Origin of the sequence: Streptomyces sp. NPDC000151 (assembly GCF_040301705.1) — a bacterium.
Taxonomy (GTDB): Bacteria; Actinomycetota; Actinomycetes; order Streptomycetales; family Streptomycetaceae; genus Streptomyces.
Genome location: NZ_JBEPFC010000065.1, coordinates 11,661 through 37,738, shown reverse-complemented (window position 1 = coordinate 37,738; position 26,078 = coordinate 11,661). Strand labels below are relative to the sequence as shown.

Below are 26,078 nucleotides of genomic sequence, written 5' to 3'. Positions count from 1 at the left end.
CGCGCGCTCGGCCTGCGGGCCGTCGGCGCCACCCACACCGCGGACGGCCGCCGCCGGTTCGCCGCCCTCGTCACCGAAGCCGCCAAAGCCACCGAAGCCACCGAAGCCACCGGCCAGTACGGCGCCGCCGGCACACCGGCCCCCGAAACCGCCCCCACTCCGCCCTCCGACGCCGCCTCCTCCGACGCCTCCTCCGCCGCCGTCACGCTCGGTGGCCTGCTGGCCGGGCGCGAAGGCCCCGGCCGGGACGCGGACGGCTCGCTCGCGCTGGACCTGCTCGTCGTGCTGGACGCGCCGCAGCTGGATCTGGAGACCGCCGCGCTGCTCATCGAGTCGCTGGCCGACGGCACCCGCCTCGTTCTCAGCGGCGACCCCGGTGTGCTGTGGTCCGCCGGCCCCGGTCGGCTCTTCGCCGACCTGCTCGCCGCCCGCTGCTGCCCGCAGGTGGCCTCCCGTACCCCTGACTTCGGACCCATCGGCGAGCTGGTCTCCGGCATCGGCATCGGCGAGCTGACGCAGGTCGAGGCGCCGGAGAAGGAGGTCGTGATCGTTCCGGTGCGGGACGCCGGCGAGGCGGTGCACCGTACGGTCCAGCTGGTCGCCGATTCAGTACCGCGCGCGATCGGCGTACCGACGGCGGAGACCCAGGTCATCACCGTGGGGCACGGCGGCGCCGCGGGCACCCGCGCGCTCAACGCCGCGCTCAAGGAGCGGCTCAACCCCGGCCCGGGCCGGTTCGGCGGCTTCGACCCCGGCGACCGGGTGGCGTACAGCCCGGCTCCCGGCCGTACGGTACCGGGGCAGGTCACCGGAGCGGACGCGGACGGACTGCACCTGGACTGCGGCGGCGCCCCCGTCGTCGTGCCCCGCGACGAGGTGGCGGGCGGCGCGCTGCGGCACGGCTGGGCGCTCACCGCCCACCAGGCCGCGGGGATGCGCTGGCCGGCGGCCGTCGTGGTGGTGCCGGGCGACGCGGCCCCGGGGCTGACCCGCTCCTGGGTCTACACCGCCTTCGGACGCGGCGAGCGCCATCTGTCCGTGGTCCAGGGCGCCGACCAGGCGCTCGCCCGCGCGGTCGCCGAAATCCCCGCCAAGGACCGCACGACCCGCCTGCGCACCCTCCTCAGCCTGCAGCAGGCCCAGTGGCAAACGGACGCGTCGTAACCCCGGCGCCGCGGGTCCGACCGAGCACGGCCCCGGAGCCCCGCACCCGCGGGACTCCGGGGCCCGCCGGTCCGTCACTCCGATTCCCGGGCCCGCCCGGGTCCGCCCGGGTCCGCCCGGGTCCGCCCGGTCCGCCGGGGCCGGTGGGCCCCTCAGCGCTCCCGGTCCATGACCTCCAGCTCGGGGTCGGCGGCGGCGCCGCCCCGGCCGCTCCCGTTGCCCCGGCGGGCCCCGTTCGCGTCCTCGTCCCCCGCCGCGTGCACAACCTCTCCCGAGTCCACGTCCACGTCCAAGACCTCGTCGTCCTGGCCGTCCTCGGCGTCCTCGTCGTGCTCCTCTTCCTCGTCGTGCTCGTCCTCGAAGTCCAGCTCTTCGTCGAAGACGGAGCTGACGTCGAAGCGGCAGACGACGCGCTGCGGGTCGGCCTGCTCGAAGGGGGCGGCGAGCCATTCGCCCGGCTCCGGCGGCTCCTCCGCGGCCGCCACCCACAGCGTGGAGTCGCCTTCCTCCAGGCCGAACTCCTTGTGCCGGGACGCGATCTCGTCCGGCTCGTACTCCCCGAAGAGCACGCCGAGCGCCGCGTGCACGCTGCTGCCGACCACCGCGGCCGCCGCGTTCCCGCCGGGCCTGGACGGGCTCTGCGCGGCGCCCGGTTCCGTGGCCGAGCCGGGGTCGAGGTCGGCGATGCGCTGCGCCTGCGACAGCAGCCGCTGCGGCTCCACGACGGTGTAGTCCCGGCGGATCAGCACGCTGAGCGCGCTCGGCTCCTCGGGCCCCGCGTACGCGGGCAGCCCGTCGCTGCCGGGGATCTCGAAGGGCGTGACCTCGTCGTAGGTGTCGTAGAGCAGCTCGTCGTACGCCTCGGCCGCCGCGGCCAGCTCGTCGAACGCGGCGTAAACGGCGGCATCGTCCTCACCCGAGCGGCGTTCGACCGCGTCGAGGTGACGGTCCAGCGCGGCTTTGACCGCCTCGGCGGCGGCACGTACCTCGGCAGCGGAGGGCTGCGCAGCATCAGACATAGTGCAGACGCTATCCGTACCCGGGCCGGTCCCGCACAATAGATGCGATGCCGGAATATGAATTCTGCGATGTGTATGTGCCGCGGGGGGTCTCCCGCAAGGCCGCCACACGCCTGCTGACCGACCACGCCGAGTACGGACACTGGGAGTTGGACCGCCTCCGCCTCAACCCGGACGGCAGCCGCAAGGTGCGGCTGCGCCGCCGGATCATCCGCCAGATTCGCGCGACCTGGTGACACGGGCCCGTACGGGTCCGATGACGCCCCGACCGCCGGGTCGGGCGGGGCGTGAAAAGCGCCCCGCCCCGGAACCCCGAGGGCGGGGCAGCACCGTAAAGCGCAGACATTCCTCCGGTTTTGTGCCGCTTCGCGGAATTACCTGGTCCGAGCAGGATCCACCTGCCGCCCCGCCGAGAACGGCTTATTCCGCGCGCCTGGCGGCCGATAATCATCCCTCGGCAGCACCTCGCGCGACGCGCCGTTCAGCCACGATCGGCCGTGTCCCCCTCCAGGCGGACCGCCGAGCGGACTGCCCGTAGCTATCCCCGCGTTCCTCCCGTCGTCCGGGCCTTGCGGTACACGAGGACGCCCGCGCCGAGCAGGGCCGCGCCGGCCGGGAGGAGCGCACCCACGGGGCCCGCGCCCGTCTGCGCCAGCTGTTCGTGCGCGGTGGCCGGGGCGTCGGCCGCGGGCGTGGTGACGATCTCCTCGTGCGAGCGCGGCGGGGTCTGCGGGTGCGGGGTCGAGCCCTCGTCGCCGCCCGGCTGCGTCGGGCCCGGGCCGCCCGGCTCGTGGGAAGGGGGTGTCGTGTCGTCTCCCGGCGGCTGGGACGACCCCGGCCCACCCGGCGACCCCGGTCCACCCGGCGACTGCGGCCCGCCCGGGGCCCCCGGCCCACCCGGCGACTCCGGGCCGCCCGGGGGCTTCGGCTCGCCGGGGTGGGACGGCGGCGTCGACGGCGCGTCGTTCCCGCAGTCGGCGCCCGTGGCCGGGTTGAGCGCGCCCACGACATTCACGCTGTTCCCGCAGATGTTGACCGGGACGTCCACGGACACCTGCACGCTGTTTCCCGAGCCGACGCCCGGGGAGTCGTGGGTACTGCCCTTCGCTCCGGCAGTCGGGCCCGAGCCCTCCCCCGAGCCGTGGCCGCCGTGGGCTCCGCCGCCGGAGCCGTTCCCGCAGCTGTTCCCCGCGGCCGGGTTGAGCAGGCCGACCACATTCACGGTGTTTCCGCAGACATTGACCGGGACATGGACCGGGACCTGGACCGTGTTTCCCGACAGCACCCCCGGTGAATGAGCGGACGCGCCGCTCGTGCCCGAATCCGCGTGCGCGTAACCGCCGGAAACGGCGAGCGCGCCACTCGCGGCCACGACGGTGATCAGGCTTTTCCTCGCGACCTTACGCATAGGTCGTCCCTTCCCCTTTTCGCTTTTCGAAGGGCGGACAGTGTGGGTTCCCGTCCGCCGGGACGGACGGTCGTGGGTGTCCGTCCGCCGAAAGCCCGTCGGCCCCGGAGCGCATGGCACGCGCTGCGGGGCCGACCGGGATCACGCCCTCATGGGGGTGATGCTCAACGTCAGTCGTTGACGCAGGTGTTGCCGAAGGCGGGGTTCAGCAGCCCGATCACGGAGACCGTGTTGCCGCAGGCGTTCACCGGGACGTGCACCGGCACCTGAACGGTGTTGCCGGAAAGGACACCGGGCGAATTGAGGGCAGCGCCCTGCGCGCCCGAGTCGGCGACGGCCAGACCCGCGCCCGCGAGCACCAGAGAACCAGCAGCAGCCGCAGCAGCGACGACCTTCTTGATCATTGTTCCTCCTTGTAGGCAATGCGACCGCAAACTTCGGGCCGCACTCCATGTAACGAGGAAGGCGTATTGAAGCTACGAGCCTATGGTTTCATTCACTCTTTTCAGTTAAGTGCTCACGAAAGGCTGACCCGGGTTGACGCACGGGGTCGACGGCGCCGCCCCGCGCGACCCCGGCTTCCGGCCGCCGCGGCGTCCTCGGCTCGGCTCAGCTCAGCTCGATGAACCGGTCGAGCACCCGCGTACCGAACTTGAGGGCATCCACCGGCACCCGCTCGTCCACGCCGTGGAACATGCCCGCGAAGTCCAGCTCCGGCGGCAGCTTCAGCGGCGCGAACCCGAAGCCGCGGATGCCGAGGTTGTCGAAGTGCTTCGCGTCCGTACCGGCGGAGAGCATGTACGGCACGGCCTTCGCGATCGGGTCCTCGGCCCGCAGCGCGGTCTGCATCGCGTCGACGAGGGCGCCGTCGAAGGTGGTCTCCAGCGCCTTGTCCGCGTGCATGGCCTCACGCTTGACCCGCGGCCCGAGGATCCGGTCCAGGTCGGCGTGGAACTCCTCCTCGTACCCCGGCAGGAAGCGCCCGTCGACGTGCGCGGTGGCCTGCCCGGGAATGACGTTGACCTTGTAGCCCGCGCCCAGCTGCGTCGGATTGGCGGTGTTCCGCAGCGAGGCGCCGATGAGCTTGGCGATGCCGCCGAGCTTGGCGAGCGTCTCGTCCATGTTCTCCGGGTCGAGCTCGGTGCCCAGCGCGTCCGAGAGCTCGTCGAGGAAGTGCCGCAGCGTCTTGGTCACCCGCACCGGGAACTCGTACCGCCCCAGCCGCGCGACCGCCTCGGACAGCTCGGTGATCGCGTTGTCCTTGTGGATCATCGAACCGTGGCCGGCCGTGCCGTCCACGGTCAGCTTCATCCAGTCCATGCCCTTCTGGGCCGTCTCGACGAGGTAGAGCCGCAGATTCTCGTTGACGGTGAACGAGAACCCGCCGACCTCGCTGATCGCCTCCGTGACGCCGTCGAACAGCTCCGGGTGCTCCCGGACGAGGTGCCCCGCGCCGTACACCCCACCGGCCTCCTCGTCCGCGAGGAACGCCAGCACGATGTCGCGCGGGGGCTTACGGCCGGAGCGCAGCCGGTCGCGCACGACCGCCAGCGTCATCGCGTCCATGTCCTTCATGTCGACGGCGCCGCGGCCCCACACGCACCCGTCCACGATCTCGCCGGAGAACGGGTGGTGCGTCCAGTCCACGGCGTTGGCCGGCACGACGTCCGTGTGCCCGTGGATCAGCAGCGCGGGCCGCGACGGGTCCTCGCCCTGGATCCGGGCCACGGTGGAGGCGCGCCCCTTGTGCGACTCAAAGATCTGCGGCTCCAGCCCGACCTCGGCGAGCTTCTCCGCAACGTACTCGGCGGCCACGCGCTCCCCCGGGCCCGAGTGATCGCCGTAGTTGCTGGTGTCCATCCGGATCAGATCGCGGCACAGGTCGACGACCTCGTCCTCGCCGGTGACGGCCGGTACCGGCCTCGTCGTGTCCGGTGCCGGCTTCGACTCGCTCACGCTGCCTCCTCATGCTTCACGGCCGCGGCTCGCACCGGTACGCGCGGTCACCGCGGCGGGGTCCGGTCCATCCTCCCTCTCCCCCGGCCCGCGCCCAAGGCCGCAATCCTCCCGACACACGCTGGTCACAGGCCCGCGCCGGCCCGGCCCTCGGAACGCCCCGGCCGAGCGCGTGATCGACCACCCCCAAATGTTTGCTATGGTTTTCCACGTCGGAACGGCCCAGGCGGCCCGCCCGACAGACACCTTGTCCGGGTGGCGGAATGGCAGACGCGCTAGCTTGAGGTGCTAGTGCCCTTTATCGGGCGTGGGGGTTCAAGTCCCCCCTCGGACACCACAGTGGTGAGGGCCGGTCGAGTCGATACTCGGCCGGCCCTTCGCCATGCGTACCGGCGGGTGCCGCCCCCGCCGATAACCCCGTGCGTCGGGGCGGGGCCGCTCACTACTCTGCGCGGGCCGGACGAACGACGTACGAGACGTACGAGTAGTGCACGGGGAGGAACTGCGTTGGGTGGTACGGAGAAGGTTCTGATCTTTGACGCGGATGACACGCTCTGGGAGAACAACGTCATCTTCGAGCGGGTCATCGAGGAGTTCCTGGACTGGATGACGCACCCCGAGGTCGGGCTGCGGCTCGGGCGGGACGGGGTGCGGGCGGCCCTGGACGCCGTGGAGGCGGCCAACGCCGAGGTCCACGGCTACGGCAGCAAGGTGTTCCTGCGCAGCCTGGGCGAGTGCCTGGCGCAGCTGCACGGGCGGGACGCCACCGCCGAGGAGCTGGCGCGGATCGCGGCCTGGGCGGCGTCGTTCGACGGCGAGACCGTGGAGCTGATCCCCGGGGTCGCCGCCACCCTCGCCGAGCTGGCGGGGCGGTACGAGTTGCTGCTGCTGACCAAGGGCGAGGCGGAGGAACAGCAGCGGAAGGTGAACAACTCGGCGCTGGCGCACCACTTCCGCGGGGTGCACATCGTCGCGGAGAAGGACGTCGGTACCTATCGGAATCTGGCGCGGGAGTACGCGCTGACGCCGGAGTCGGCCTGGATGATCGGCAACTCCCCCAAGTCGGACATCCTCCCCGCGCGTGCCGCCGGGATGAACGCGGTGTTCATCCCGAACGACAACACGTGGGTACTGGAGCACAGCGAGCTGGACCCGGCGGACGAGAAGGTGCTGCGGCTCTCCGCCTTCACGGAGCTGCTCCACCACTTCTGAGCCCCCTCTGTGGGCGATACCCGCCCGGAGCGCTACGCCTCCGGAGCGCCCGGCTCCGGAGTGGCGTCCGGGGGCGGGCTGCCCAGGTCCAGCGTGCGGGTGATGCCCGCCTCTGCCAGGAATCGTTCGTCGTGGCTCACCACGATCAGGGCTCCTTCGTATGCGTCGAGGGCGGCGACCAGCTGGCGCACGGACGCCAGGTCGAGGTTGTTGGTGGGCTCGTCGAGAAGCAGCAGCTGCGGGGCCGGCTCGGCGAGCATGAGGGCGGCGAGGGTCGCGCGGAAGCGCTCCCCGCCGGAGAGGGTCGCGGCCGGCTGGTCGGCGCGGGCTCCCTTGAAGAGGAAGCGGGCCAGCCGGGCCCGTACGTGGTTGGCGGTGGCCTGCGGGGCGAAGCGGGCGACGTTCTCCGCGACGGTCAGCCGGTCGTCGAGCACGTCCAGGCGCTGGGGCAGGAAGCGGTGCGGTACGTGGACCGTCGCCTCGCCGCTCTCCGGGGCGAGCTCGCCGGTGACCGTGCGGAGCAGCGTCGTCTTGCCGGAGCCGTTGGGCCCGGTGAGGGCGAGCCGCTCGGGGCCGCGCAGCTCCAGGTCGACGCGGGTGCCGCAGCGGGTCGTCAGGCCCTGGAGCGTGAGCACGCCGCGGCCCGGCGGCACGGCGGTGTACGGCAGGTCGATGCGGATCGCGTCGTCGTCGCGGACCGCGTCGGCCGCTTCGCTGAGCCGCTCCTTGGCCTCCTTGAGCTTCTCGGTGTGCATGATCCGGTGCTTGCCCGCCGAGACCTGGGCCTGGCGCTTGCGCTCGTTCATGATGATCTTCGGCTCGCGCTTGTTGGCGGACATCTTGTTGCCGTAGCGGACCCGGCGGGCCAGCTTGACGTGGGCGTCGGACAGCTCGCGGCGCTGGCGCTGCACGTCGGCCTCGGCGACCCGCACCATGCGCTCGGCCGCCTCCTGCTCGACGGCGAGGGCCGCTTCGTACGCGCTGAAGTTGCCGCCGTACCAGTGCACCTCGCCGGCCCGGAAGTCGGCGATCTGGTCGACCAGCTCCAGCAGCTCCCGGTCGTGGCTGACCACGACCAGCACGCCGGACCAGCGCTCGACCGCTTCGTGCAGCCGGGCGCGGGCCCGGCGGTCGAGGTTGTTGGTGGGCTCGTCCAGGAGGAGCACGTCCGGTCGGCGCAGCAGCAGCGCCGCCAGCCGCAGCAGGACGGACTCGCCGCCGGAGACCTCGCCGAGGGTGCGGTCCAGCTCGATGCCGTGCAGGCCGAGCTGGTCGAGGGTGGCGCGGGCGCGCTCCTCGACGTCCCAGTCGTCGCCGACGGCGGTGAAGTGGGCCTCGCTCGCGTCGCCGCCCTCGATGGCGTGCAGCGCCGCGCGGGTGCGGGCGATGCCCAGTACCTCGTCGACCGGGAGGGCCGTGTCCAGGGTGAGGTTCTGCGGGAGATAGCCGATGTCGCCGGCGGTCTTCACGCTGCCGGCGGTCGGCGTCAGCTCGCCGGCGATGAGCTTCAACAGGGTCGACTTTCCCGCGCCGTTGAGGCCGATGAGGCCCGTGCGGCCGGGGCCGATGGTGAGCTGGAAGTCGTCCAGGACGGTCGTGCCGTCGGGCCAGGCGAAGCCGAGGCCGGTGCAGACGATGGAGGCGGGGGCGGAATGCGGGGACATTGACATACGGGTCTCCTGGCGAGCGGGTGCGGGCTGAGGGGAAACAGCACGGAGAGACACCGCTGGAGCGGGGGACCGTAGAGGTGCCGGCCGCCGGGGATGCGTACGGAACTGCCGTACGCATCCCGCGTACACGGAGGTGTACGCGGGCGGCCGGACGGCCGTCGTGGGCACGATGGCACGCCGAGGTCGGGTCACGATGCGCTGGACCAGCGCGGTGTCTCAGGACCTCAGACGAGCAACGGCCTTCTCCAATCGACGGCAATGGGGCCGGGAAAGACGCTACGCCGAGCGCGGCCAAAATGCAAACGCTATTTTCGTTGCGTTTATGCGGAACGGTTTCGGCGCGCCCGGCGGGACCGCGGGACGACGGCCGCCGCGGCCGTCCCGGCCGTTACGCGCGCGGCCGCAGCCGGACCCGCGCCGGGCCCTTGGCCTGCAGGGTGATGCCCGCGGCGACCGGCACCTCGGCGTCGTCCGCCGCCTCCAGCTCGTACCCGCGCAGCAGCGTCGCCAGCGCCAGCACCGACTCCAGCATCGAGAAGTGCTGGCCGATGCAGGCCCGCGGGCCGCCGCCGAACGGGAACCACGCGTACCGGTGCCGCGCGGCCACCCGCTCCGGCGTGAACCGCTCGGGGTCGAAGCGCTCCGGGTCCTCCCACAGGTCCGGATTGCGGTGCGTCACCCAGGGGGCGACCACGACGTCCGAGCCGGCCCGGATGCGGTAGCCGCCGATCTCCGTGTCCGCGACGGCCCGGCGGCCGACCACCGGAGCGGCCGGGTACAGCCGCATGCCCTCCTTGAGCACCCGCGTCAGATACGGCAGCCGCTCCAGGTCGGCGGCGGTGGGCGCGCGGTCACCCAGTACCTCGTCGACCTCCTGCCGGGCGCGCGCCTGCTCCTCCGGGTGGCGCGAGAGCAGGTGCAGGGTGAAGGCCATGGACGTCGCGGTGGTCTCGTGCCCCGCGAGCAGGAACACGAGCACCTGGTCGCGGATCTCGGTCGCGTCCAGGCTGCCGTCCTCCTCGCTGCCGGCCTGCGCGAGAAGGGTGAGCAGGTCGTCGCCGACCGGCCCTTCGGGGGCCGCGCGGCGCTCGGCGATGATCCGGTCGCAGACCGCGTACACCTCCGCGATCGCGGCCATCGCGCGGCGGTTGCCGGGGGTCGGCCACTCGCGCGGCACGTTCACCGGTGCGTACGCGCGGCTCAGGGCATAGGCGTTGATCACGGGGAAGGAGCGGTGGATGACCTCCACGGCGGCCTCGACATCGGCCCCGAAGAGGATGCGCGCCACCGTGCGCAGCGCGAGCCGGCCCATCTCGGCGACGAGGTCGACGGTCGTCTCCTCGCCCCATCGTTCAACAACCGCGCCGGCCTCCTGCGCGATCGCGTCGGCGTACCCGTCCACCCTGCGCTTGGTGAAGAGCGGCTGCACCAGCCGCCGCTGCCGCAGATAGTCGGCGTCCTGGCTGGTCAGCAGGCCGTTTCCGAAGGCGGCCCGGACCTCTTCGTAGAACGGGTTGTCCTTGCGGAAGTTCGCCGACTCCGTGGCGAGCACCTGTTGCACGCCCTCGGCGGAGAAGACGCCGTGCAGGACCGTCCGCAGGCCGGGCGGCCCCGCCGACACCCGCACCACGTCACCGTGGTCGCGGCGGGCCCGCAGGAACGCCCCCAAGGAGTCCTGCTGCAGTTCGAACATCGACCCGAGGAGCGGCAGCCCCTTGGGGCCCGGTATGTGCGCCGCCGCACCAGAGGGCACGGCGCCGGAACCGGTGTGCGTATCAGTGTTGGTCATGCCAGCGGTCCTACCCCAAAAGCCCCCTGGTCACCGTGAGTTGAGGGCCACACCCGTGGTGCCTCTGGATCGGCGTCGGCACCCCCGTACGATGGACGGGTGATCAACAAGCGTTCCCGCCGCCCCGCCGCCCAGGCCGCCTCCTGCCGCGTCACGGTGTGCCGCGGCTGCTGCTGCGGTGACGCGGGCAAGATCCCCGGCGTCGACCACGCGGGCCAGATCCCGCGGCTGCGCGCGGCCCTGGACGGCGCTGCCCCGGTACGCGCTTCGGAGTGCCTGGACGTCTGCGACCAGGCGAACGTGGTCGTGGTCCAGCCGTCCCCCGAGGGGCGCGCGGCGGGCGGCCGGCCCGTGTGGCTGGGCCTGGTCAACGACGACGACGCGCTGGCGGACATCGCCGCGTGGATCCGGGCGGGCGGCCCGGGCATCGCCGAGCCGCCCGGCGTCCTGGACCTCTACGCCATGAAGGTCTCCCGCCGCGTCAGCGCGTCCCTGGAGGGCTGAGGAGGCCGCGGCCCGGCTCCGTGCCCGGCACCCCGTCGGCGGCGGCCTTCTCCAGTTGGAACGCCTCGTTGCCCAGGCCGATCCTGGCGTGCACCTCGGGGCGGGTGGCGCGCAGCACGCGCCCGTACACGAGGCCCACGACCGCCGCGAGGCCGATGAGCGCGGGCAGCAGCCAGCTCAGCGCGGAGCCCGCTCCGGCGCCGACCAGGACACCGAAGTCCTTGACCGCGTAGACCAGGACGACCAGCAGCGCGAGCCCTGCGAGGGCCGCGGCGGCGAGCCGCCCGGCCTGGGCGCGCCCTGCGCCGCGGCGTACGAAGAAGGCGATGACGGCGGCGCAGGCGGTGGCCATCAGGGCGATGACGCCGAGCGCGCCGAGGTTGCCGCCCCAGGTGAAGAGCTTCAGTACGGGGGCGGTGGGGTCGCCCGTGGGCGCGTGGTCGGTGACGGCGAACGCCACGACGACGAGCAGCGAGACGACGGTCTGCAGGAACGAGCCGAGGGCGGGCGCGCCGCTGGCCTTCGAAGTGCGGCCGAGCGCTGCGGGCAGCAGGCCCTCGCGGCCCATGGCGAAGGCGTAACGGGCCACGACGTTGTGGAAGCTGAGCATCGAGGCGAAGATGCCGGTCACGAAGAAGACGTGCAGGACGTCGGTGAAGAGGCCGCCGAGGCGGGGCTCGGCGAGCGCGAAGATCAGCCCGGGGCCTTCCTTGCCGGCGGTGGCGACGACGTGGTCAGGGCCGGTGGCGACGCCGATGAGCCAGGAGCTGAGGGCGAAGAAGACCGCGGAGAAGCCGACGGCGAGGAACATCACGCGCGCCACGACGGTCCCCGGCCGGCTGGTCTCCTCCGCGTACACCGGGGCCTGTTCGAAGCCGAGGAAGCCGGCGACGGCGAAGCACAGGGCCGTACCGAGGCCGGCGCCGCCCAGCGTCGCGGGGTCGAAGGCGTGCAGGGACAGACCCTGCGGCCCGGGCTGTGCGGCGAACGCGAGGTCGAAGACCACGATGAGGGCGACCTCGACGAGGAGCAGGACGCCCAGCACCTTCGCGTTGAGGTCGATCTTCAGGGCGCCGAGGGCGCCGGTGAGCAGGACGCCCAGGACGGCGGGGACCCACCACACGACGGTGACGCCGAAGAACGTGTCCAGCAGGGCGGCGAATTCGAAGCCGAAGATGCCGTAGATGCCGACCTGGAGGGCGCAGTAGGCGGCCAGCGCCACGAAGGACGCGCCGGCGCCCGCGGTGCCGCCCAGGCCCCTGGCGATGTACGCGTAGAAGGCGCCGGCGTTGTGCACGTGCCGGCTCATCTCGGCGTATCCGACGCTGAACAGCGCCATCACCACGCCGAGGATGACGAACAGCAGCGGCTGCCCGACGATGCCCATGACCTGGTACGTGGTCACCATGACGCCGGCCACGGCCATCAGCGGGGCGCTGGCGGCCAGTACGGACAGCAGGAGGCCGGGCGTGCCGATGCGGTCGGCGCGCAGGGCGCGTTCCTGTCCCTTGAAGGTGCTGATCTCGTGCGTACTACCGGTGGGCATGGCGGGGCGGTCCTTTCCGGGGCGGGCGGGATCAGGTGGCGCGCAGGGCGAGGTCGCGAGCGGCCCGGAAGGCGCGCGCCGGGTCGCGGTCGGGGTAGCCCCACGGCTCGGCGGTGACGTGCGGGCCGATGCGGTGGAAGAGGGCGGCCGCCTCGGCGAGCCGCCCTTCGCAGTACTTGGCGTGGGCGAGGAAGTTCAGGTCGACCTTGCCGCGCGGGTGGCCGGTGGCGCGCGGGTGTCCGGTGGTGGCGCGCGGGTGGCCGGTGGCGCCCTCCCACTCCAGCCACCAGTCGAAGGCGGCCTTCATGGCCTGGCGGGCGCGGCGGGTGGCCCAGTGCCCGGACGCCGCCGGGTCGGCGGGCTCCAGCCCCGCGGCCGCCAGGACGCGGTAGCGCTCGGCGTGGGCGACGACGGGCAGGACGGCCAGCGGGGAGTCGGCGGGGGCCTGCTCGGCGGCCCAGGCGGCGAAGTCGTAGACCTGGTGCAGCGGGTCGTCGGTGTCGCCCGGCTGGTGTTCGGCGAGGCACGCGGCCATGAGGTGGTGGGCGTGGTGGTGTCCGGGATGGCGGGCGCGCACCTGGTCGAAGGCGTACTCGCGGGCGTCGGGGGTGCCGGTGGCGCGGGCCAGCATCAGCAGGGCGAGCCAGGGCGTGGGGTCGTCGGGGGCCATCCGGGCGGCGGTCAGGCAGCTCTCGCGGGCGTTCTCGGCGGACTCCTTGCCGTGCAGTACGCGGTGGACCGCGGCGGTCGCGACGAAGGCGGCCGCGTCGGGGCTGTCGGGCTCGGCGAGCTGCCACTCACGGGCCCAGACGGCACCGGACCTGGCGGCACCGAGCGCGATCAGGCGGTGGCCGCGGCGGTCCCAGTCGGTGCCGGTCGCGGCGAGGAGGGTGCGGGCGGCGGTCCAGCGGCCCTGGGCGAGCGCTTCGAGGCCCGCGGCGAGCTCGGTGTCGTCGAGCGCCGGACGGACTCCGGCGGGGTCCTTGCGGCGGACGCGCCCCAGAGGTGGGGGTGGGGGCGGTGGAGTCATACCAGGGGTCTCTCCACGGCGCTCTTCCCTCCGGCGCCCCGCGCGGGGCAGACATGTGCAGGTTCGATGAACGGATCGACACGGGGTGATCACAGACAGCAAAGCGGCCCCAGGGGTTCCCGTCAACCCCCGTCCGGGCGCCCCGGGACGTCGCCAACGCCCCTACCTGCGCGGCTCGTTCGGAAGATCAAAAGCGTGCCGCCGGCACGGTCCGGCAGACGGAGAAGGCCGGCGACGCCCGCCGCACTCGCCCCACAGGCATGGCGCTTAATAATGGCCAGTATTAATATGAGGCCCATGGCGAGGACGTCGGGGTCCGTGACCCGGGAGAAGCTGATCCGCGCCGCGGAGGAGATCTTCGCGGCGCAGGGCGTCGACGGCGCCCAGACCCGCGACATCGTGCGGCTGGCCGGCCAGGGCAACCCCTCGGCGGTGCAGTACCACTTCGGTTCCCGCGCGGGCCTGTTGGACGCGGTGATGGCCGGCCGGCTGGCCCGTACGGAAGCGGCGCTCGTACCCCTCCTGACGGCGCTGCCGGAGCCGTCCCTGGAGGAGCTGGTCCGGGCGCTGGTCACGGCTGAGGCGACCCAGCTGGGCGACCCGCGGGGGCTGCGCTGCCTACGGATCTCCGCACAGCTCAGCCACGAGAGCGGCATCCGTACGCGGACGCCGCACCCGACGCTCGCGGGCACCGCCTACTGGCAGCTGATCGAACGGATCGAGACCTCCCTCGCGGCCGACGGGCTGCCCGAGGCGATCCGGCTGGAGCGCACGGACCTCGCGCTGACGCTGATCGGCGCGGCGCTCTCCGACCGGGCCCGGCAGTACCTCGACGGTGCACGCGCGCTCACCACGGAGCCCGTCTTCCTCGCCGACCTCGTCACGACCACGGTGGCGCTGCTGCGCGCCCCCGCACCGGAGCAGGGGCGCCCCGCTCCCCGACACAGGAGTGCACGATGACCGATCTGACCGGCAAGACCATTCTGATCACCGGCGGCGCGCGCGGGCTGGGCGCCGAGGCGGCGAAGCAGGCCGTGGACGCCGGCGCGAACGTCGTACTCACCGACGTACTGGCGGAGGACGGCGAGGCGACCGCCGCGGCGCTGGGCGACCGGGCCCGCTTCCGCACCCACGACGTGACGTCGGAGGAGGACTGGCAGCGCGCCGCGGACTTCGCGGTCGCGGAGTTCGGCGGCCTCGACGGGCTGGTCAACAACGCGGGCATAGCCACCGGCCAGCCGCTGGAGACCCTCTCGGTCGACTTCTTCCGGAAGGTGCTCGACGTCAACCTCACCGGCGTCTTCATCGGCATGAAGACCGCCATCCCCCTGATGCGGCAGCGCGGCGCGGGCTCCATCGTCAACATCTCCTCGGCGGCCGGCCTGATGGGCCTGGCGATGACCGGCGGCTACGGCGCGTCCAAGTGGGGCGTGCGCGGGTTGTCCAAGATCGCGGCGGTGGAGCTGGGCACGGACCGCATCCGGGTCAACTCCGTGCACCCGGGCATGACGTACACCCCGATGACGGCCGGCGTCGGCATCCAGAAGGGCGAGGGCAACTACCCCAACACCCCGATGGGCCGGGTCGGCGAGCCGCACGAGATCGCGAGCGCGGTGGTGTACCTGCTCTCCGACGCGGCGTCCTACGTGACCGGGGCCGAACTGGCGGTGGACGGCGGCTGGACGACCGGTCCGACGGTGAAGTACGTGATGGGACAGTGACCTCTTGGGGATGACGGGACGGGCCGTCTGATTGCATGGCCCCATGACCGATCAGCAGCCGCTCAGCGCGGACGAGATCCTCGACATCGTGGACGAGAACGATCAGGTCGTGGGGCAGGCCCCACGCGGCGAGGCATACGCGAAGAGGATGCGCCACCGCAGCGTATTCGTGCTGGCCCGGGACGCCGACGACCGGATCTTCGTGCACCGCCGCACCGCACAGAAGCTCATCTTCCCCTCGCACTACGACATGTGGGTCGGTGGCGTGGTCGGCGCGGGCGAGTCGTACGACGAGGCGGCGCTGCGCGAGGCGGAGGAGGAGCTCGGCGTCTCCGGGCTGCCCCGCCCCGTACCGCTGTTCACGTTCCTCTACGAGGCGCCCGAGCACACGTGGTGGTCGGCGCTCTACGAGGTGCGCTGCACGCTGCCGGTGAACCCGCAGGTGGAGGAGGTCGCATGGCACACGTTCCTCACGGACGAGGAACTGGAACGCCGGCTGCCCGAATGGCAGTGGGTACCGGACGGCCTGGAGGCGTTCCGGCGGCTGCGGGACTGGGAGGCCGCCGGGCGGCCGGCCGCCGGATAAGGTGCGAAACATGATCTTCACGGACCGGATGCGGGCGCTCGCCGCCGACCTGCGCCTGTGGTTCGCGCCCGCGCGGATCCGCAACGAGGGCTCCACCCCCGACTACCGCTTCTCGCTCGCCAACGAGCGCACGTTCCTGGCCTGGCTGCGCACGGCGTTCGCGCTGATCGGCGGCGGCTTCGCCGTCGACCAGTTCCTGCCGTCGCTGCACCAGACGGTGCGCACGGTCTTCACCGTGGCGCTGCTCGCGGGCGGCGCGCTGTGCGCGGTGCGCTCGGTCAGCCACTGGGTGCGCTGCGAGCGGGCGATGCGGCGCGGCGAGGACCTGCCGGCCTCCCGCTTCCCGTCGCTGCTGGGCGCGGGCGTCGGGCTGCTGGCGGTGGCCATCGCGGTGGTCGTGCTGCTGGGCTGGACGCGCTGATGCCGGCCGGTACGGGAGGCTGACGATGGCCGGCACGGAAGAGGGCACGGCCGCCGTCCGGGACCCGGGGCTGCAGCCCGAGCGGACCCGGATGGCGTGGCGGCGCACGACGCTGTCCTGCGCGGTGGCCGTGGTACTGGCCTGGCGTCAGGTGCTGCTCACCCGCGAGCCCACCGGGGCGGAGGTCGTCCTCGTCGCGCTGCTCGTCCTCGCCGGGCTGGCCTTCCTCACCGCGGCGCACACCCGGATGCGCACGCTGGCCGCGCCCGCCACCACGGGACGGCCGCGCACGATGGACGCCCGTACGGCACTGCTGGCGGCGGGCTGCACGCTGGTACTGGTGGGACTGGGCGCGGCGATCGTGCTGTAGGCGTCTTGCGGGGCGGTCGCGGTCCGCCTTCCCGGGCGGCCTCGGTACGCCCCGAGGCGGTCGTCACGGTCCGTCACCTCCCCCTATCCGCCTGGTCGGCGCCCCTCGTGTGACGCGCGGAACACCCCTCGCCCCCAACCGGTTCACTCCACCCTCTGGACGCCATACCGACTAGTCGGCATGATCGTGGACGGTCCCACTCCACCGGCCAGCACACGGAGGCGCACGATGAGCAAGGACAACCCGCCCGGCCTCGACCTGGAGCGGCTCCGCGCCCACCTGGACCGGGAGTGCCCGGGCCTGGTCGCGGGCCCGCTGACCGCCGAGCTGGTCCAGGGCGGCCGGTCCAACCTCACCTACCGCGTCACCGACGGCGCCGGCCACTGGGTCGTCCGCCGCCCGCCGCTCGGCCATGTCCTGGCCACCGCGCACGACATGGCGCGCGAGCACCGTGTCATCAGCGCGCTGCACGATACCCGGGTACCGGTCCCGGAGACGCTGGCGCTCTGCCGGGACGAGGACGTCATCGGGGCGCCGTTCTACGTGATGGAGCTCGTGGCCGGCACTCCGTACCGCACGGCCGACCAGCTGCGGCCGCTCGGCCCCGAGCGCACCCGCGACATCGTCCTCCGCCTCGTGGACACCCTCGTCGACCTGCACGCCGTCGACCCGGCGTCGGTGGGCCTGGGCGACTTCGGGCGGCCCGACGGCTTCCTGGAGCGGCAGCTGCGCCGCTGGGGCAAGCAGCTGGCCGCGTCCCGGAACCGCGAACTGCCCGGCATCGACGAGCTGCACGAGGCGCTGGGCAGGAAGCTGCCCGCTTCGCCCGCGCCCGCGATCGTGCACGGCGACTACCGCCTGGACAACGTACTGGTCGGCGCGGACGACCGGATCTCGGCGGTGCTGGACTGGGAGATGTCCACGCTCGGCGACCCGCTCACCGACCTGGGCCTGCTGGCCATGTACAGCGAGCAGGAGGAGTCCCCCGACTCGCCCGTCACCACGACCCGCAGCGCCCCGGGGCATCCCGAACCGGGCGAGCTGATCGAGCGGTACGCGGCCGGCTCCGGACGCGACGTCTCGCAGGTCGCCTGGTACACCGCGTTCGCCTACTTCAAACTCGCGGTGATCCTCGAAGGCATCCACTACCGCTACACGCTCGGGCAGACCGTCGGTGCCGGCTTCGACCGGATCGGCGAGGTCGTGCCGCGCTTCATCGACAACGGCCGCCGCACCCTTTCCACCCTGTCCCCCGTGAAGGAAGGCTGAGCACGCTCATGGACTTCGCATTCGACGCCCGCACGCAGGAGCTGCGCGAGAAACTGCTCGCGTTCATGGACGAGCACGTCCACCCCGCCGAGCAGGTCGCGCACGAGCAGCGGGCCGAGCTCGCCTCGCCCTGGGACACCCCGGCGATCGTGGAGGAGCTGAAGGCGGAGGCCCGCAAGCAGGGGCTGTGGAACCTCTTCCTGCCGGACGCGGAGCACGGCGCGGGGCTCACCAACCTCCAGTACGCGCCGCTCGCCGAGATCACCGGCCGCTCCCCGCAGCTCGCGCCGACCGCGCTGAACTGTGCCGCGCCGGACACCGGCAACATGGAAGTACTCGCCCAGTTCGGCAACGAACAGCAGCAGAAGCAGTGGCTGCAGCCGCTGCTGGCCGGCGAGATCCGCTCCGCGTTCGCGATGACCGAGCCGGACGTGGCCTCGTCCGATGCGACGAACATCGAGACGCGCATCCAGCGGGACGGCGACGACTACGTCATCAACGGCCGCAAGTGGTACATCTCCGGCGCGATGAACCCGCTCTGCCAGATCTTCATCGTGATGGGCAAGACCGACCCGGGCAGCGAGGACATCCGCCGCCAGCAGTCGATGATCCTCGTCCCGCGCGACACCCCGGGCCTGACGGTCAAGCGCGCCATGCAGGTCTACGGGTACGAGGACCACCACCACGGCGGCCACGCCGAGGTGGTCTTCGACAACGTACGCGTCCCGGCGGCGAACCTCGTCGGCGAGGAGGGCGGCGGCTTCGCCATCGCCCAGGCCCGCCTCGGCCCCGGCCGGATCCACCACTGCATGCGGCTGATCGGCATGGCCGAGCGGGCGATCGAGCTGATGTGCAAGCGGGCGGTGGCGCGTACCGCCTTCGGCAAGCCGCTGGCGCAGCAGGGCGTCGTCCAGGAGTGGATCGCGGACGCCCGGGTCGCCGTCGAACAGCTCCGCCTCCTCGTCCTCAAGACGGCGTGGCTGATGGACACGGTCGGCAACAAGGGCGCGCACACGGAGATCCAGTCCATCAAGATCGCGACGCCGCGCACGGTCGTGGACATCATCGACCAGGCGGTCCAGCTGCACGGCGCGGGCGGCGTCAGCCAGGACTTCCCGCTCGCCGAACTGTGGGCCGGCGCCCGCACGCTCCGCCTGGCCGACGGCCCGGACGAGGTCCACCAGCGCTCCCTGGCCCGCCGGGAGATCAAGAAGTACATGTGAGCGGTACGCGGACGAGCCGCACGAGGGCGAGCCGCACGCGCACGCCGATGCGCCGGTGAGCCGAGGCTTCACGCAGGCCCCCACCTGGGTAACCCCCTGGTGGGGGCCCACGGGTGTGCGCAATCGGGGCCAGCGCCGCAGTCATACAAATGAGCCCCGCCTACGGACGCGGCATCTCAGTCGCACGGAAGCACCGACCCGGACCCGTGCGCCCCATTCGGAGCCGATTTCCTACTCGATTGATACCATGCCCGTATGTCCTCCGAGACGACGTACGGCATCGGCGAGGGGCCGGCGACCCGGGTCAGTCTTTCCCTGCCCGAAGGGACCGCCGAGGCGATCCGGTCCAGGGTCGGCAAGCGTGAGTTCTCCGCTTTCATCGCCGCTGCCGTCGAGCGCGAGTTGCGCGGCCAGGCCATGGACGAGTACCTGGCCGACTACGAGCGCCGCAACGGACCGGTTTCCGAAGCCGCCCAGGACCGAGCGCGGAAGGTGTTCGACGAGGTCTTCGCCGAGGAGGACCAGTGGCCCGCCGCAGGCTGAGCCATGAAGGAACACTGGTCCTCGACAGTGAAGGGCTCTCGAAACTGCTGAGTGACGACGATTGCGTCGTCGCCCTGGTCGCGGAGGCACGACGACGGGGCATGGAGGTCGTGATCTGCGCGCTCACGCTCGTCGAGGCCGTGCATGCCCGTACCGACAGGGCCCGGCTGCACTGGCTGCTGTCGGGCCTGCGGGTGACCGCGGTCGGCGAGGAGGAGGCGAAGCGGGCCTCCGCGCTGCTGATGGCCGCCGGGCTGCACGGCCACAAGTACGCGATCGACGCGGCAGTGGCCGAGACCGCTCTGCGTCAGCAGCGGCCCGTGGTCATGCTGACCTCCGATGCCGACGACATGACGAAGCTCTGCGGTGGCCGGGTCCGGCTCGTCGCGGTGTGAAAGCGGCGGGAAGCAGTGTGAAAGCGGCGGGCAGGCGCTAGGGCGTGTCTTTTGGATCAGCCCGGATCGGGTCGCGGCGTCTGGTGCGGTGCATCGCAAGGCGGAGCATTGCCCGCGTACCGGGTTGTACGTGGGCATTGCGACAACGCCGCGAGGTGCCGTGCCAGGCGTCGCGGCCCCGGGATGATCCGAAAGACGCGCCCTAAGGCCCCGTCTACGGGCGCAGCGCCCGCAGCAGTAGGTCCGCCAGGTGGTCGGCGACCTCGCGGGGGGTGAGGGGGCCGCCCTCGCGGTACCAGGTGCCGAGGTGGTGGACCGAGCCGAAGTGGTAGTCGACGATCAGGTCGGCGGGGACGTCGGGGGTGAAGACGCCGGAGCGCTGGCCCTCTTCGATGAGGGCCCGGAAGCGTTCGTGGTAGCGGCGGCGCTCGGCGCGTACCTGCTTGTCCTTCTCCGGCGAGAGCTGGTGCATGGAGCGGAAGAAGATCTTCGTGTCGTCGAGGTTCTCGATGGTCGTGACGACCACGTCGGCCGCGGCGTCCCGCAGGCGCTGTTCCACCGGCGCGTCGGCGCCCGCGAACCGGTCCAGGCGCTCCTGCTGGAGGCGGAGCACCCGCCCGTAGACCTCGTGCAGCAGGTCGTCCTTGGAACCGAAGTAGTGGTACAGCGCGCCCTTGGTGACGCCCGCCGCCTCGACGATCTCCTGGACCGAGGTCCGGTCGTACCCCTGCTCGGCGAAGAGCCGGGTGGCGGTGGCCAGCAGCCGCTGTGCCACGGGCTTCGTGCTCCCGTCCGTCGTGCCGGCCATCGCCCTCACCTGTCCTTCTCCGTACTGACGTGCTGGTTCACCGGAGGCTAGCCGCGGTTGCGCAGCTCCCGTCGGAGGATCTTCCCACTCGTCGTCTTCGGCAGCTCGGGCAGGACCTCCACCTCCCGGGGATATTTGTACGCGGCCAGCCGTTCTTTGCAGTAGGCGGCCAGCTCGGCGGGGTCGGGGGCCTCGCCGGATCGCAGGCTCACGTATGCCTTGACGCTCTCGCCGCGGTAGGCGTCCGGCACGCCGACGACGGCGGCCTCGCGCACGGCGGGGTGGGTGTAGAGCACGTCCTCGACCTCGCGCGGCCAGACCTTGAAGCCGGAGGCGTTGATCATGTCCTTCTTGCGGTCGACGACGTACAGCCAGCCGTCGGTGTCCATGAAGCCGATGTCTCCGGTGCGCAGCTCGCCGCCGGGGAGCGCCTCGGCGGTGGCGTCGGGGCGGCGCCAGTAACCGGGCACGACCTGCGGGCCGCTGACGGCTATCTCGCCCTGTTCGCCGAAGGGCACGTCCCGGCCCTGTTCGTCGATGATCCGTACGACGGTGTCGGGGCCCGGTACGCCGACCGCGAGGGTGCCCGAGACCTTGTCGACGGGCGCTTCCAGCTGCGGCGGCACGCTGGCGCAGGGGGCCGTGCACTCGGTGAGGCCGTATCCGTTGCGGATGTACGGGCCGAATTCCGCGCGGAACTTCTCGACCAGGGCGGGCGGCAGCGGCGCGCCGCCGGAGGAGACGGTGGTGAAGGACGCGAAGTGGTCGCGGGAGACGTCCGAGTGGGCCATCAGGGCCATGTAGGCGGTGGACGGGCCGACGGTGAAGGCCGGGCGGTGCTCCAGGAAGGCGTCCAGGACGACGCCGGCCTCGAAGCGGTACGCCAGGGCCAGGGTGCCGCCGCCGGTGATGCAGGAGGCCAGCTCGCAGACCATGCCGGTGATGTGGAAGAGCGGCGCGAGCGCGAAGTAGGTGGCGCCGTCGGGGAGTCCGAGGCCGGTGCGCTGGCGTTCGGCGTTGTAGGAGATGTTGCCGTGGGTGTTGGTGGCGCCCTTGGGGGTGCCGCTGGTGCCCGAGGTGTAGCTGATCAGGGCGATGTCGTCGGCGGTGAGTTCGGGGACGCCGTCGGCGGGGCCGCGGCCCGCGTGCGCGCGGGCGGTGGCCAGCAGGTCGTCGGCGCCCTCGCGCGGCCCGAGGCGTGCGCCGCGCAGTACGCGGGCGTCGTCTCTGGTCTGCAGGTCCCGCTCGCAGGCGGTCAGTGCGATGCGTACGGAGGGGGCCGCGGCCGCGGTGTCGCGCAGGAAGGCGTCCCAGGTGTGGTCGGCGCAGACGACGGCGGTGACCTCGGCGTCGGTGAGGACGTGGGTCATCTCGCCCGACTTGTACATGGGGTTGACGGGGACGACGACGCCGCCCGCCTTCCAGACGCCGAACAGCGCGAGGACGAAGTGCGGGGTGTTCTGCAGCATGATCGCCGCCCGGTCGCCGGGCCGGAAGCCCCGGTCGCCCAGGTAGGCGGCGATGGCGTCGGAGAGCGCGTCGGTCTCGGCGTAGGACAGCCGGCCGTCGAAGTAGGCCAGCGCGGTCCGCTCGGGGACCCGGCGGGCCGCTTCCTTGAAGGCGTGCAGGGTGGAGGGGTGCGGGTGCACGGGGGCGCGCTGTGCCTCGTTCAGCTGCGGCAGCCACGGCTTGTCCTGGTACGACGTCATCGGCGTGCGGCCCTTCTCTCTTCTCGTCCCGGTGGTACTGATCCCGTACGGCGCGGTCGTCCCCGCCGCGCCGTACGGAGCTGTGGTCCCGTGCCGCTCAGGCGCCGGCGCCCTCGGCGGCGTCGAGCTTGCGCTGGAGGTGGTTCATGCCGCGGAGCCAGCGGTCGGGGTCGGCGGCGCGGGCCGCGTAGTAACCGGCGACCTCCGGGTGCGGCAGGACCAGGAAGCGCTTCTCGGTGATGGCTTCGAAGAGGGCGTCGGCGACGGCCGCGGGCTCGATGGCGCCGGGGGTGAGGACCAGGTCGCCGGCGGATCCGGTGTTGCTGAGCATGTCGGTCCGTACGCCCTGGGGGCAGATGGCGTGCACGTCGATGCCGCGGTGCCGGTAGGTGGCGGAGAGCCATTCGGCGAAGGCGTACGCGGCGTGCTTGGAAACGCTGTACGGGGCGGAGCCGATCATGGTGAGCAGCCCTGCGGCCGAGACGGTGGCGACGAAGCGGCCGCTGCCGCGCTCCAGCCACTCCGGTATCAGCTCGCGCGCGGCCCGCACGTGGGCCATGACGTTGACGTCCCAGGCGAGATCCCAGTCGCTGTCGGGTGCCTCGGGGCCGCCGCCGGTGCCCACGCCCGCGTTGGCGCAGAAGATGTCGATGCGGCCGCCGAGGGCCTCGCGGGCTGCCGGGACGATCGCCGAGGCGTCGCCGGGGACGGCGATGGCGCCCAGCTCGGCGGCGGTGCGCTCGGCCTTCTCCTTGTCCAGGTCGTTGACGACGACCCGTGCGCCCTCGGCGGTGAAGCGTGCCGCGAGCGCGGCACCGATGCCGCCGCCCGCCCCGGTGACCACCACGGTCTTGTCCCGCACGGCTTCCACTTGCGTCTCCCTCGGCTCGACCGGACCACGACCAGCAGGCAGACTAACCAGTCGGTATGTAGGAAGGGAAGAGCCCGACGCACCCTGTGCGGTGCGTTCCCCCGCGGCCTCGCGCGCGTTAGCGTCACAGCACACGAACCGCGATCACGGAGGTGTGCGCATGGCCTTGTCCAGACGGAGCCTGCTGACGGTCACCGGCGCGATGACCGGCGCGATCGCCGGTGCGCCCGGTACGGCGTCGGCGGCGCCCCCGCCACCCCCGCCGTCCGGCGGCCGCCGGGTGCGGACGGGTTTCGACCGGCTGTCTGCCGACGGGTACGCGCTGCTGTCCGGGCAGCGGGTCGGCGTCGTCACCAATCCGACCGGTGTCACGCAGGACGTCGAGCACCTCGTGGACGTCATGCACGCGGACAAGCGCGTGCGGCTGACCGCGGTGTTCGGACCCGAGCACGGCTTCCGCGGCACGGCGCAGGCGGGCGGTTCGGAGGGCCGGCACGAGGACCCGGCCACCGGGCTGCCGGTGTACGACACGTACCAGAAGAGCGGGCAGGCACTGGCGGACATCTTCACCGAGTCCGCGGTCGACACGGTCGTCTTCGACATCCAGGACGTGGGCGCGCGCTTCTACACCTACATCTGGACGCTGTACGACTGCATGGTGGCGGCGGCCATGGCGGGCAAGCGCTTCGTGGTGCTGGACCGGCCGAACCCGGTGACCGGCCGCTCGGCGACCGGCCCCGTGCTGGACAAGAAGTACGCCTCGTTCGTCGGCCGGGAGCCGATCGCGCAGGCGCACGGGATGACGGTGGCGGAGCTGGCGCTGCTCTTCAACGAGCGGTTCGTGCCCGCCGTCGCCGGCAAGAAGGTGCGGCTGGACACCGTGCTGATGAAGGGCTGGCGGCGGGCCGATTTCTTCGACGCGACCGGGCTGCCGTGGGTCCCGCCCAGCCCCAACATGCCCACCGCGGACACCGCGCTGGTCTACTCCGGCACCTGCCTCTTCGAGGGCACCAATCTCTCCGAAGGGCGGGGCACGACGCGCCCGTTCGAGCTGCTCGGCGCGGAGGGCATCGACCGCACGTGGGCGGCGGCGGTCAACGCCGAGCGGCTGCCGGGGGTCCGCTTCCGCGAGGCGTACTTCGCGCCGACGTTCTCCAAGTTCCAGGGCAAGACGATCGGCGGCGTGCAGCTGCACGTCCACGACCGGGCGGCGTTCGACCCGGTGCGGACCGGCATCGCACTGCTGGTCACCGCCAAGAAGGTGTGGAAGGACTTCGCCTGGCGCCCGGACCACGGAATCGACCGGCTCGCGGGCTCCGCCAAGGTACGCACGATGATCGACGCGGGGGCGGGGACGGACGAGGTCGTCGGCGCCTGGCAGGCGGAGCTCGCGAAGTTCCGTGCGCTGCGCGCCGGTTACCTCCGCTACCACTGAGCCGGGCCGCCCGGCCCGCCGAGGACAGCCGTCTCAAGAGACGAGACCACACGTCCCACCTATTGACTGCCCCCTACAACGACCGTGACCATGCGGCTCGTGCACAGCGAAGCGACAGCAGAAGAGACCACGGCCGGACCCGCCGGCGACGAGGGCAGCTCCGAGAGCCTGCGGCGGGTGGCCGTGGCGTCGTTCATCGGGACGGCCATCGAGTTCTACGACTTCTACATCTACGGGACCGCGGCCGCGCTCGTACTGAACCAGGCGTTCTTCCCGACCCTGGACCCGGTCAACGCCACCCTCGCCTCCTTCTCCACCTACGCGGTGGCGTTCGCGGCGCGGCCGCTCGGCTCGATCGTCTTCGGGCACTTCGGCGACCGGGTGGGCCGCAAGTCCGTACTGGTCGTCTCGCTGCTGCTGATGGGCCTGTCCACGGCCTTCGTCGGGCTGCTGCCCGGCTACGCCACGCTGGGCATCTGGGCCCCCGTACTGCTGATCCTGCTCCGCTTCGTCCAGGGCATCGGCCTGGGCGGCGAGTGGGGCGGCGCCGCGCTGCTCGCGGTCGAACACGCCCCGAAGAAACGGCGCGGCCTGTACGCCGCGTTCCCGCAACTTGGCCCGTCCGTCGGGTTCTTCGCCGCCACTGGCATCTTCTGGCTGCTGTCCGCCTCGCTGGACGACGCGGCCTTCCGGTCCTGGGGCTGGCGCATCCCGTTCCTGCTCTCGTTCCTGCTGGTCGCGGTCGGCCTGTTCGTCCGGCTGAAGATCAGCGAGACGCCGGTCTTCGCGAAGGTGATGGACGCGCAGGAGGCCAGCAAGGTCCCCACGCTGGACGTGATCCGCGGCCACTGGCGCGAGCTGCTGCTCGGCGCGGGCGGCATGATCATCGCGTACGGGCTCTTCTACACGGCCACGACGTACTGCCTCTCCTACGCCACCGGCACCCTCGGCATCTCCCGCAACATGATGCTGGGCCTGTCCCTGGTCGCCTGCCTCTTCCTCGCCGCCGGCACCTGGCTCGCCGCCACCCGCTCCGACGGCGCGGGCCGCCGCAGGCTCGTCCTGGCCGGCTGCGGCCTCGCCGCCGTCTGGGGCCTGGTCCTCTTCCCGCTGCTGGACACCGAGTCCCCGGTGCTGGTGGCCCTCGCGATCGGCGGCGCGCTGTTCTGCATGGGCGTGGTGTACGGGCCGATGGGCGCCTACCTGCCCGAGCTGTTCGGTACCAGGGTCCGTTACTCCGGCGCCTCGCTCGCCTACAACCTCGGCGGCGTCCTCGGCGGCGCGGTCTCCCCGCTGATCGCCACCCGCCTGCAGTCCGCCTTCGGCTCCTCCTCCGTCGGCTGGTACGTCTCCGCGATGGCCGTGGTCTCCCTGCTGTGCGTCCTGGCGCTGCCGGAGACCAGGGAGCGCGAGCTGGCCTGACCCGGAG

General features: G+C 72.3%; 25 protein-coding genes, 1 tRNA gene and 1 pseudogene. 16 read left to right on the top strand and 11 right to left on the bottom strand.

The annotated features are described in order from the left end of the window. Positions 1-1,164 (top strand): annotated as a pseudogene (locus ABT381_RS19495) (hypothetical protein); the annotation flags it as partial. A 152-nt stretch (positions 1,165-1,316) separates the two neighbouring features. On the opposite strand, the gene ABT381_RS19490 reads toward ABT381_RS19495, so the two are convergent. Then, positions 1,317-2,183, bottom strand: a complete 867-nt coding sequence (locus ABT381_RS19490; protein ID WP_351595531.1) for a hypothetical protein — start codon at positions 2,181-2,183, stop codon at positions 1,317-1,319. Positions 2,184-2,230: 47 nt separating this feature from the next. On the opposite strand from ABT381_RS19490, the gene ABT381_RS19485 reads away from it, so the two are divergent. Further along, positions 2,231-2,419, top strand: a complete 189-nt coding sequence (locus ABT381_RS19485) for a DUF5703 family protein (RefSeq protein ID WP_030252120.1) — start codon at positions 2,231-2,233, stop codon at positions 2,417-2,419. Between the two features lie 302 nt (positions 2,420-2,721). Here the strand turns inward: ABT381_RS19485 and ABT381_RS19480 are convergent, their stop codons facing one another. The 3 genes from ABT381_RS19480 to ABT381_RS19470 all read right to left on the bottom strand — a co-directional run bounded on the left by ABT381_RS19480 (position 2,722) and on the right by ABT381_RS19470 (position 5,547). Then, the gene (locus ABT381_RS19480) at positions 2,722-3,591 is read right to left on the bottom strand and encodes a chaplin (protein ID WP_351595527.1); all 870 of its coding nucleotides are present in this window, start codon (positions 3,589-3,591) and stop codon (positions 2,722-2,724) included. Positions 3,592-3,761: 170 nt separating this feature from the next. Further along, complete coding sequence (gene chpH, locus ABT381_RS19475; protein WP_351595524.1) at positions 3,762-3,995, bottom strand: chaplin ChpH; 234 nt, start codon at positions 3,993-3,995, stop codon at positions 3,762-3,764. Between the two features lie 205 nt (positions 3,996-4,200). Further along, the gene (locus ABT381_RS19470) at positions 4,201-5,547 is read right to left on the bottom strand and encodes a M20/M25/M40 family metallo-hydrolase (protein ID WP_351595521.1); all 1,347 of its coding nucleotides are present in this window, start codon (positions 5,545-5,547) and stop codon (positions 4,201-4,203) included. Positions 5,548-5,796: 249 nt separating this feature from the next. On the opposite strand from ABT381_RS19470, the gene ABT381_RS19465 reads away from it, so the two are divergent. Together ABT381_RS19465 and ABT381_RS19460 are read left to right on the top strand one after the other, a co-directional pair. Continuing rightward, positions 5,797-5,884, top strand: a tRNA-Leu gene (locus ABT381_RS19465). A gap of 170 nt (positions 5,885-6,054) precedes the next feature. Further along, on the top strand, positions 6,055-6,759 hold the full coding sequence (locus ABT381_RS19460; RefSeq protein ID WP_351595518.1) for an HAD family hydrolase: 705 nt from the start codon (positions 6,055-6,057) through the stop codon (positions 6,757-6,759). 32 nt (positions 6,760-6,791) lie between these two features. Here ABT381_RS19460 and ABT381_RS19455 read toward each other — a convergent pair whose 3' ends face one another. Together ABT381_RS19455 and ABT381_RS19450 are read right to left on the bottom strand one after the other, a co-directional pair. Continuing rightward, a complete protein-coding gene (locus ABT381_RS19455; RefSeq protein WP_351595515.1) occupies positions 6,792-8,429 on the bottom strand; it encodes an ABC-F family ATP-binding cassette domain-containing protein in 1,638 nt (545 codons plus the stop codon). A 388-nt stretch (positions 8,430-8,817) separates the two neighbouring features. After that, positions 8,818-10,218: a cytochrome P450 gene (locus tag ABT381_RS19450; RefSeq protein WP_351595512.1), complete on the bottom strand. Its 1,401-nt coding sequence runs from the start codon at positions 10,216-10,218 to the stop codon at positions 8,818-8,820. A 102-nt stretch (positions 10,219-10,320) separates the two neighbouring features. Between ABT381_RS19450 and ABT381_RS19445 the strand changes: the two genes are divergently transcribed. Then, complete coding sequence (locus tag ABT381_RS19445) at positions 10,321-10,722, top strand: (2Fe-2S) ferredoxin domain-containing protein (protein WP_351595534.1); 402 nt, start codon at positions 10,321-10,323, stop codon at positions 10,720-10,722. Here ABT381_RS19445 and ABT381_RS19440 read toward each other — a convergent pair. Both ABT381_RS19440 and ABT381_RS19435 read right to left on the bottom strand, forming a co-directional pair. Beyond that, on the bottom strand, positions 10,700-12,268 hold the full coding sequence (locus ABT381_RS19440; RefSeq protein ID WP_351595509.1) for an APC family permease: 1,569 nt from the start codon (positions 12,266-12,268) through the stop codon (positions 10,700-10,702). The two genes, ABT381_RS19445 and ABT381_RS19440, sit on opposite strands and share 23 nt — an antisense overlap. A 31-nt stretch (positions 12,269-12,299) precedes the next feature. After that, positions 12,300-13,298: a hypothetical protein gene (locus tag ABT381_RS19435; RefSeq protein ID WP_351595506.1), complete on the bottom strand. Its 999-nt coding sequence runs from the start codon at positions 13,296-13,298 to the stop codon at positions 12,300-12,302. A gap of 297 nt (positions 13,299-13,595) precedes the next feature. On the opposite strand from ABT381_RS19435, the gene ABT381_RS19430 reads away from it, so the two are divergent. The 9 genes from ABT381_RS19430 (at position 13,596) to ABT381_RS19390 (ending at position 19,826) form a co-directional block, all read left to right on the top strand. Then, on the top strand, positions 13,596-14,258 hold the full coding sequence (locus ABT381_RS19430) for a TetR/AcrR family transcriptional regulator (protein WP_351595503.1): 663 nt from the start codon (positions 13,596-13,598) through the stop codon (positions 14,256-14,258). Continuing rightward, positions 14,255-15,019, top strand: a complete 765-nt coding sequence (locus tag ABT381_RS19425) for a glucose 1-dehydrogenase (RefSeq protein ID WP_351595500.1) — start codon at positions 14,255-14,257, stop codon at positions 15,017-15,019. The genes ABT381_RS19430 and ABT381_RS19425 overlap by 4 nt, the downstream gene beginning before the upstream one ends. Before the next feature lie 43 nt (positions 15,020-15,062). Then, a complete protein-coding gene (locus ABT381_RS19420; protein WP_351595498.1) occupies positions 15,063-15,605 on the top strand; it encodes an NUDIX domain-containing protein in 543 nt (180 codons plus the stop codon). 10 nt (positions 15,606-15,615) lie between these two features. Continuing rightward, complete coding sequence (locus ABT381_RS19415; protein ID WP_351595495.1) at positions 15,616-16,026, top strand: YidH family protein; 411 nt, start codon at positions 15,616-15,618, stop codon at positions 16,024-16,026. Positions 16,027-16,051: 25 nt separating this feature from the next. Then, positions 16,052-16,396: a DUF202 domain-containing protein gene (locus ABT381_RS19410; RefSeq protein WP_351595493.1), complete on the top strand. Its 345-nt coding sequence runs from the start codon at positions 16,052-16,054 to the stop codon at positions 16,394-16,396. A gap of 228 nt (positions 16,397-16,624) precedes the next feature. Continuing rightward, positions 16,625-17,665, top strand: coding sequence for a phosphotransferase family protein (locus ABT381_RS19405; RefSeq protein ID WP_351595491.1), 1,041 nt, complete (start codon positions 16,625-16,627; stop codon positions 17,663-17,665). A gap of 8 nt (positions 17,666-17,673) precedes the next feature. Continuing rightward, positions 17,674-18,888, top strand: a complete 1,215-nt coding sequence (locus ABT381_RS19400) for an acyl-CoA dehydrogenase family protein (RefSeq protein WP_351595490.1) — start codon at positions 17,674-17,676, stop codon at positions 18,886-18,888. A 255-nt stretch (positions 18,889-19,143) separates the two neighbouring features. Further along, positions 19,144-19,431, top strand: a complete 288-nt coding sequence (locus ABT381_RS19395; RefSeq protein WP_351595487.1) for a hypothetical protein — start codon at positions 19,144-19,146, stop codon at positions 19,429-19,431. Further along, positions 19,413-19,826 carry a DNA-binding protein gene (locus ABT381_RS19390; protein WP_351595484.1) on the top strand — a complete coding sequence of 138 codons (414 nt, stop codon included), beginning with the start codon at positions 19,413-19,415 and terminating at the stop codon, positions 19,824-19,826. The genes ABT381_RS19395 and ABT381_RS19390 overlap by 19 nt, the downstream gene beginning before the upstream one ends. 214 nt (positions 19,827-20,040) lie before the next feature. On the opposite strand, the gene ABT381_RS19385 is transcribed toward ABT381_RS19390, so the two are convergent. The 3 genes from ABT381_RS19385 to ABT381_RS19375 form a co-directional block, all read right to left on the bottom strand. After that, complete coding sequence (locus ABT381_RS19385; RefSeq protein WP_351595481.1) at positions 20,041-20,634, bottom strand: TetR/AcrR family transcriptional regulator; 594 nt, start codon at positions 20,632-20,634, stop codon at positions 20,041-20,043. Positions 20,635-20,681: 47 nt separating this feature from the next. Then, positions 20,682-22,343 (bottom strand): AMP-binding protein, encoded by a 1,662-nt coding sequence (locus ABT381_RS19380; protein ID WP_351595478.1) that lies wholly within the window; start codon positions 22,341-22,343, stop codon positions 20,682-20,684. A 97-nt stretch (positions 22,344-22,440) separates the two neighbouring features. Continuing rightward, complete coding sequence (locus ABT381_RS19375) at positions 22,441-23,214, bottom strand: SDR family oxidoreductase (RefSeq protein ID WP_351595475.1); 774 nt, start codon at positions 23,212-23,214, stop codon at positions 22,441-22,443. Between the two features lie 160 nt (positions 23,215-23,374). Here ABT381_RS19375 and ABT381_RS19370 point away from each other — a divergent pair, with 160 nt between their 5' ends. Together ABT381_RS19370 and ABT381_RS19365 are read left to right on the top strand one after the other, a co-directional pair. After that, positions 23,375-24,649 (top strand): exo-beta-N-acetylmuramidase NamZ family protein, encoded by a 1,275-nt coding sequence (locus ABT381_RS19370; RefSeq protein WP_351595473.1) that lies wholly within the window; start codon positions 23,375-23,377, stop codon positions 24,647-24,649. Positions 24,650-24,748: 99 nt separating this feature from the next. Then, positions 24,749-26,071 (top strand): MFS transporter, encoded by a 1,323-nt coding sequence (locus ABT381_RS19365; RefSeq protein ID WP_351595471.1) that lies wholly within the window; start codon positions 24,749-24,751, stop codon positions 26,069-26,071. Positions 26,072-26,078: the final 7 nt, after the last annotated feature.

Excerpts from the sequence above, each read along its gene's own strand:
- ABT381_RS19490 (WP_351595531.1), bottom strand. The coding sequence starts at position 2,183 with ATGTCTGATGCTGCGCAGCCCTCCGCTGCCGAGGTACGTGCCGCCGCC.
- ABT381_RS19485 (WP_030252120.1), top strand. The coding sequence starts at position 2,231 with ATGCCGGAATATGAATTCTGCGATGTGTATGTGCCGCGGGGGGTCTCC.
- ABT381_RS19480 (WP_351595527.1), bottom strand. The coding sequence starts at position 3,591 with ATGCGTAAGGTCGCGAGGAAAAGCCTGATCACCGTCGTGGCCGCGAGT.
- chpH (WP_351595524.1), bottom strand. The coding sequence starts at position 3,995 with ATGATCAAGAAGGTCGTCGCTGCTGCGGCTGCTGCTGGTTCTCTGGTG.
- ABT381_RS19455 (WP_351595515.1), bottom strand. The coding sequence starts at position 8,429 with ATGTCAATGTCCCCGCATTCCGCCCCCGCCTCCATCGTCTGCACCGGC.
- ABT381_RS19450 (WP_351595512.1), bottom strand. The coding sequence starts at position 10,218 with ATGACCAACACTGATACGCACACCGGTTCCGGCGCCGTGCCCTCTGGT.
- ABT381_RS19440 (WP_351595509.1), bottom strand. The coding sequence starts at position 12,268 with ATGCCCACCGGTAGTACGCACGAGATCAGCACCTTCAAGGGACAGGAA.
- ABT381_RS19435 (WP_351595506.1), bottom strand. The coding sequence starts at position 13,298 with ATGACTCCACCGCCCCCACCCCCACCTCTGGGGCGCGTCCGCCGCAAG.
- ABT381_RS19430 (WP_351595503.1), top strand. The coding sequence starts at position 13,596 with ATGGCGAGGACGTCGGGGTCCGTGACCCGGGAGAAGCTGATCCGCGCC.
- ABT381_RS19425 (WP_351595500.1), top strand. The coding sequence starts at position 14,255 with ATGACCGATCTGACCGGCAAGACCATTCTGATCACCGGCGGCGCGCGC.
- ABT381_RS19420 (WP_351595498.1), top strand. The coding sequence starts at position 15,063 with ATGACCGATCAGCAGCCGCTCAGCGCGGACGAGATCCTCGACATCGTG.
- ABT381_RS19415 (WP_351595495.1), top strand. The coding sequence starts at position 15,616 with ATGATCTTCACGGACCGGATGCGGGCGCTCGCCGCCGACCTGCGCCTG.
- ABT381_RS19410 (WP_351595493.1), top strand. The coding sequence starts at position 16,052 with ATGGCCGGCACGGAAGAGGGCACGGCCGCCGTCCGGGACCCGGGGCTG.
- ABT381_RS19405 (WP_351595491.1), top strand. The coding sequence starts at position 16,625 with ATGAGCAAGGACAACCCGCCCGGCCTCGACCTGGAGCGGCTCCGCGCC.
- ABT381_RS19400 (WP_351595490.1), top strand. The coding sequence starts at position 17,674 with ATGGACTTCGCATTCGACGCCCGCACGCAGGAGCTGCGCGAGAAACTG.
- ABT381_RS19395 (WP_351595487.1), top strand. The coding sequence starts at position 19,144 with ATGTCCTCCGAGACGACGTACGGCATCGGCGAGGGGCCGGCGACCCGG.
- ABT381_RS19385 (WP_351595481.1), bottom strand. The coding sequence starts at position 20,634 with ATGGCCGGCACGACGGACGGGAGCACGAAGCCCGTGGCACAGCGGCTG.
- ABT381_RS19380 (WP_351595478.1), bottom strand. The coding sequence starts at position 22,343 with ATGACGTCGTACCAGGACAAGCCGTGGCTGCCGCAGCTGAACGAGGCA.
- ABT381_RS19370 (WP_351595473.1), top strand. The coding sequence starts at position 23,375 with ATGGCCTTGTCCAGACGGAGCCTGCTGACGGTCACCGGCGCGATGACC.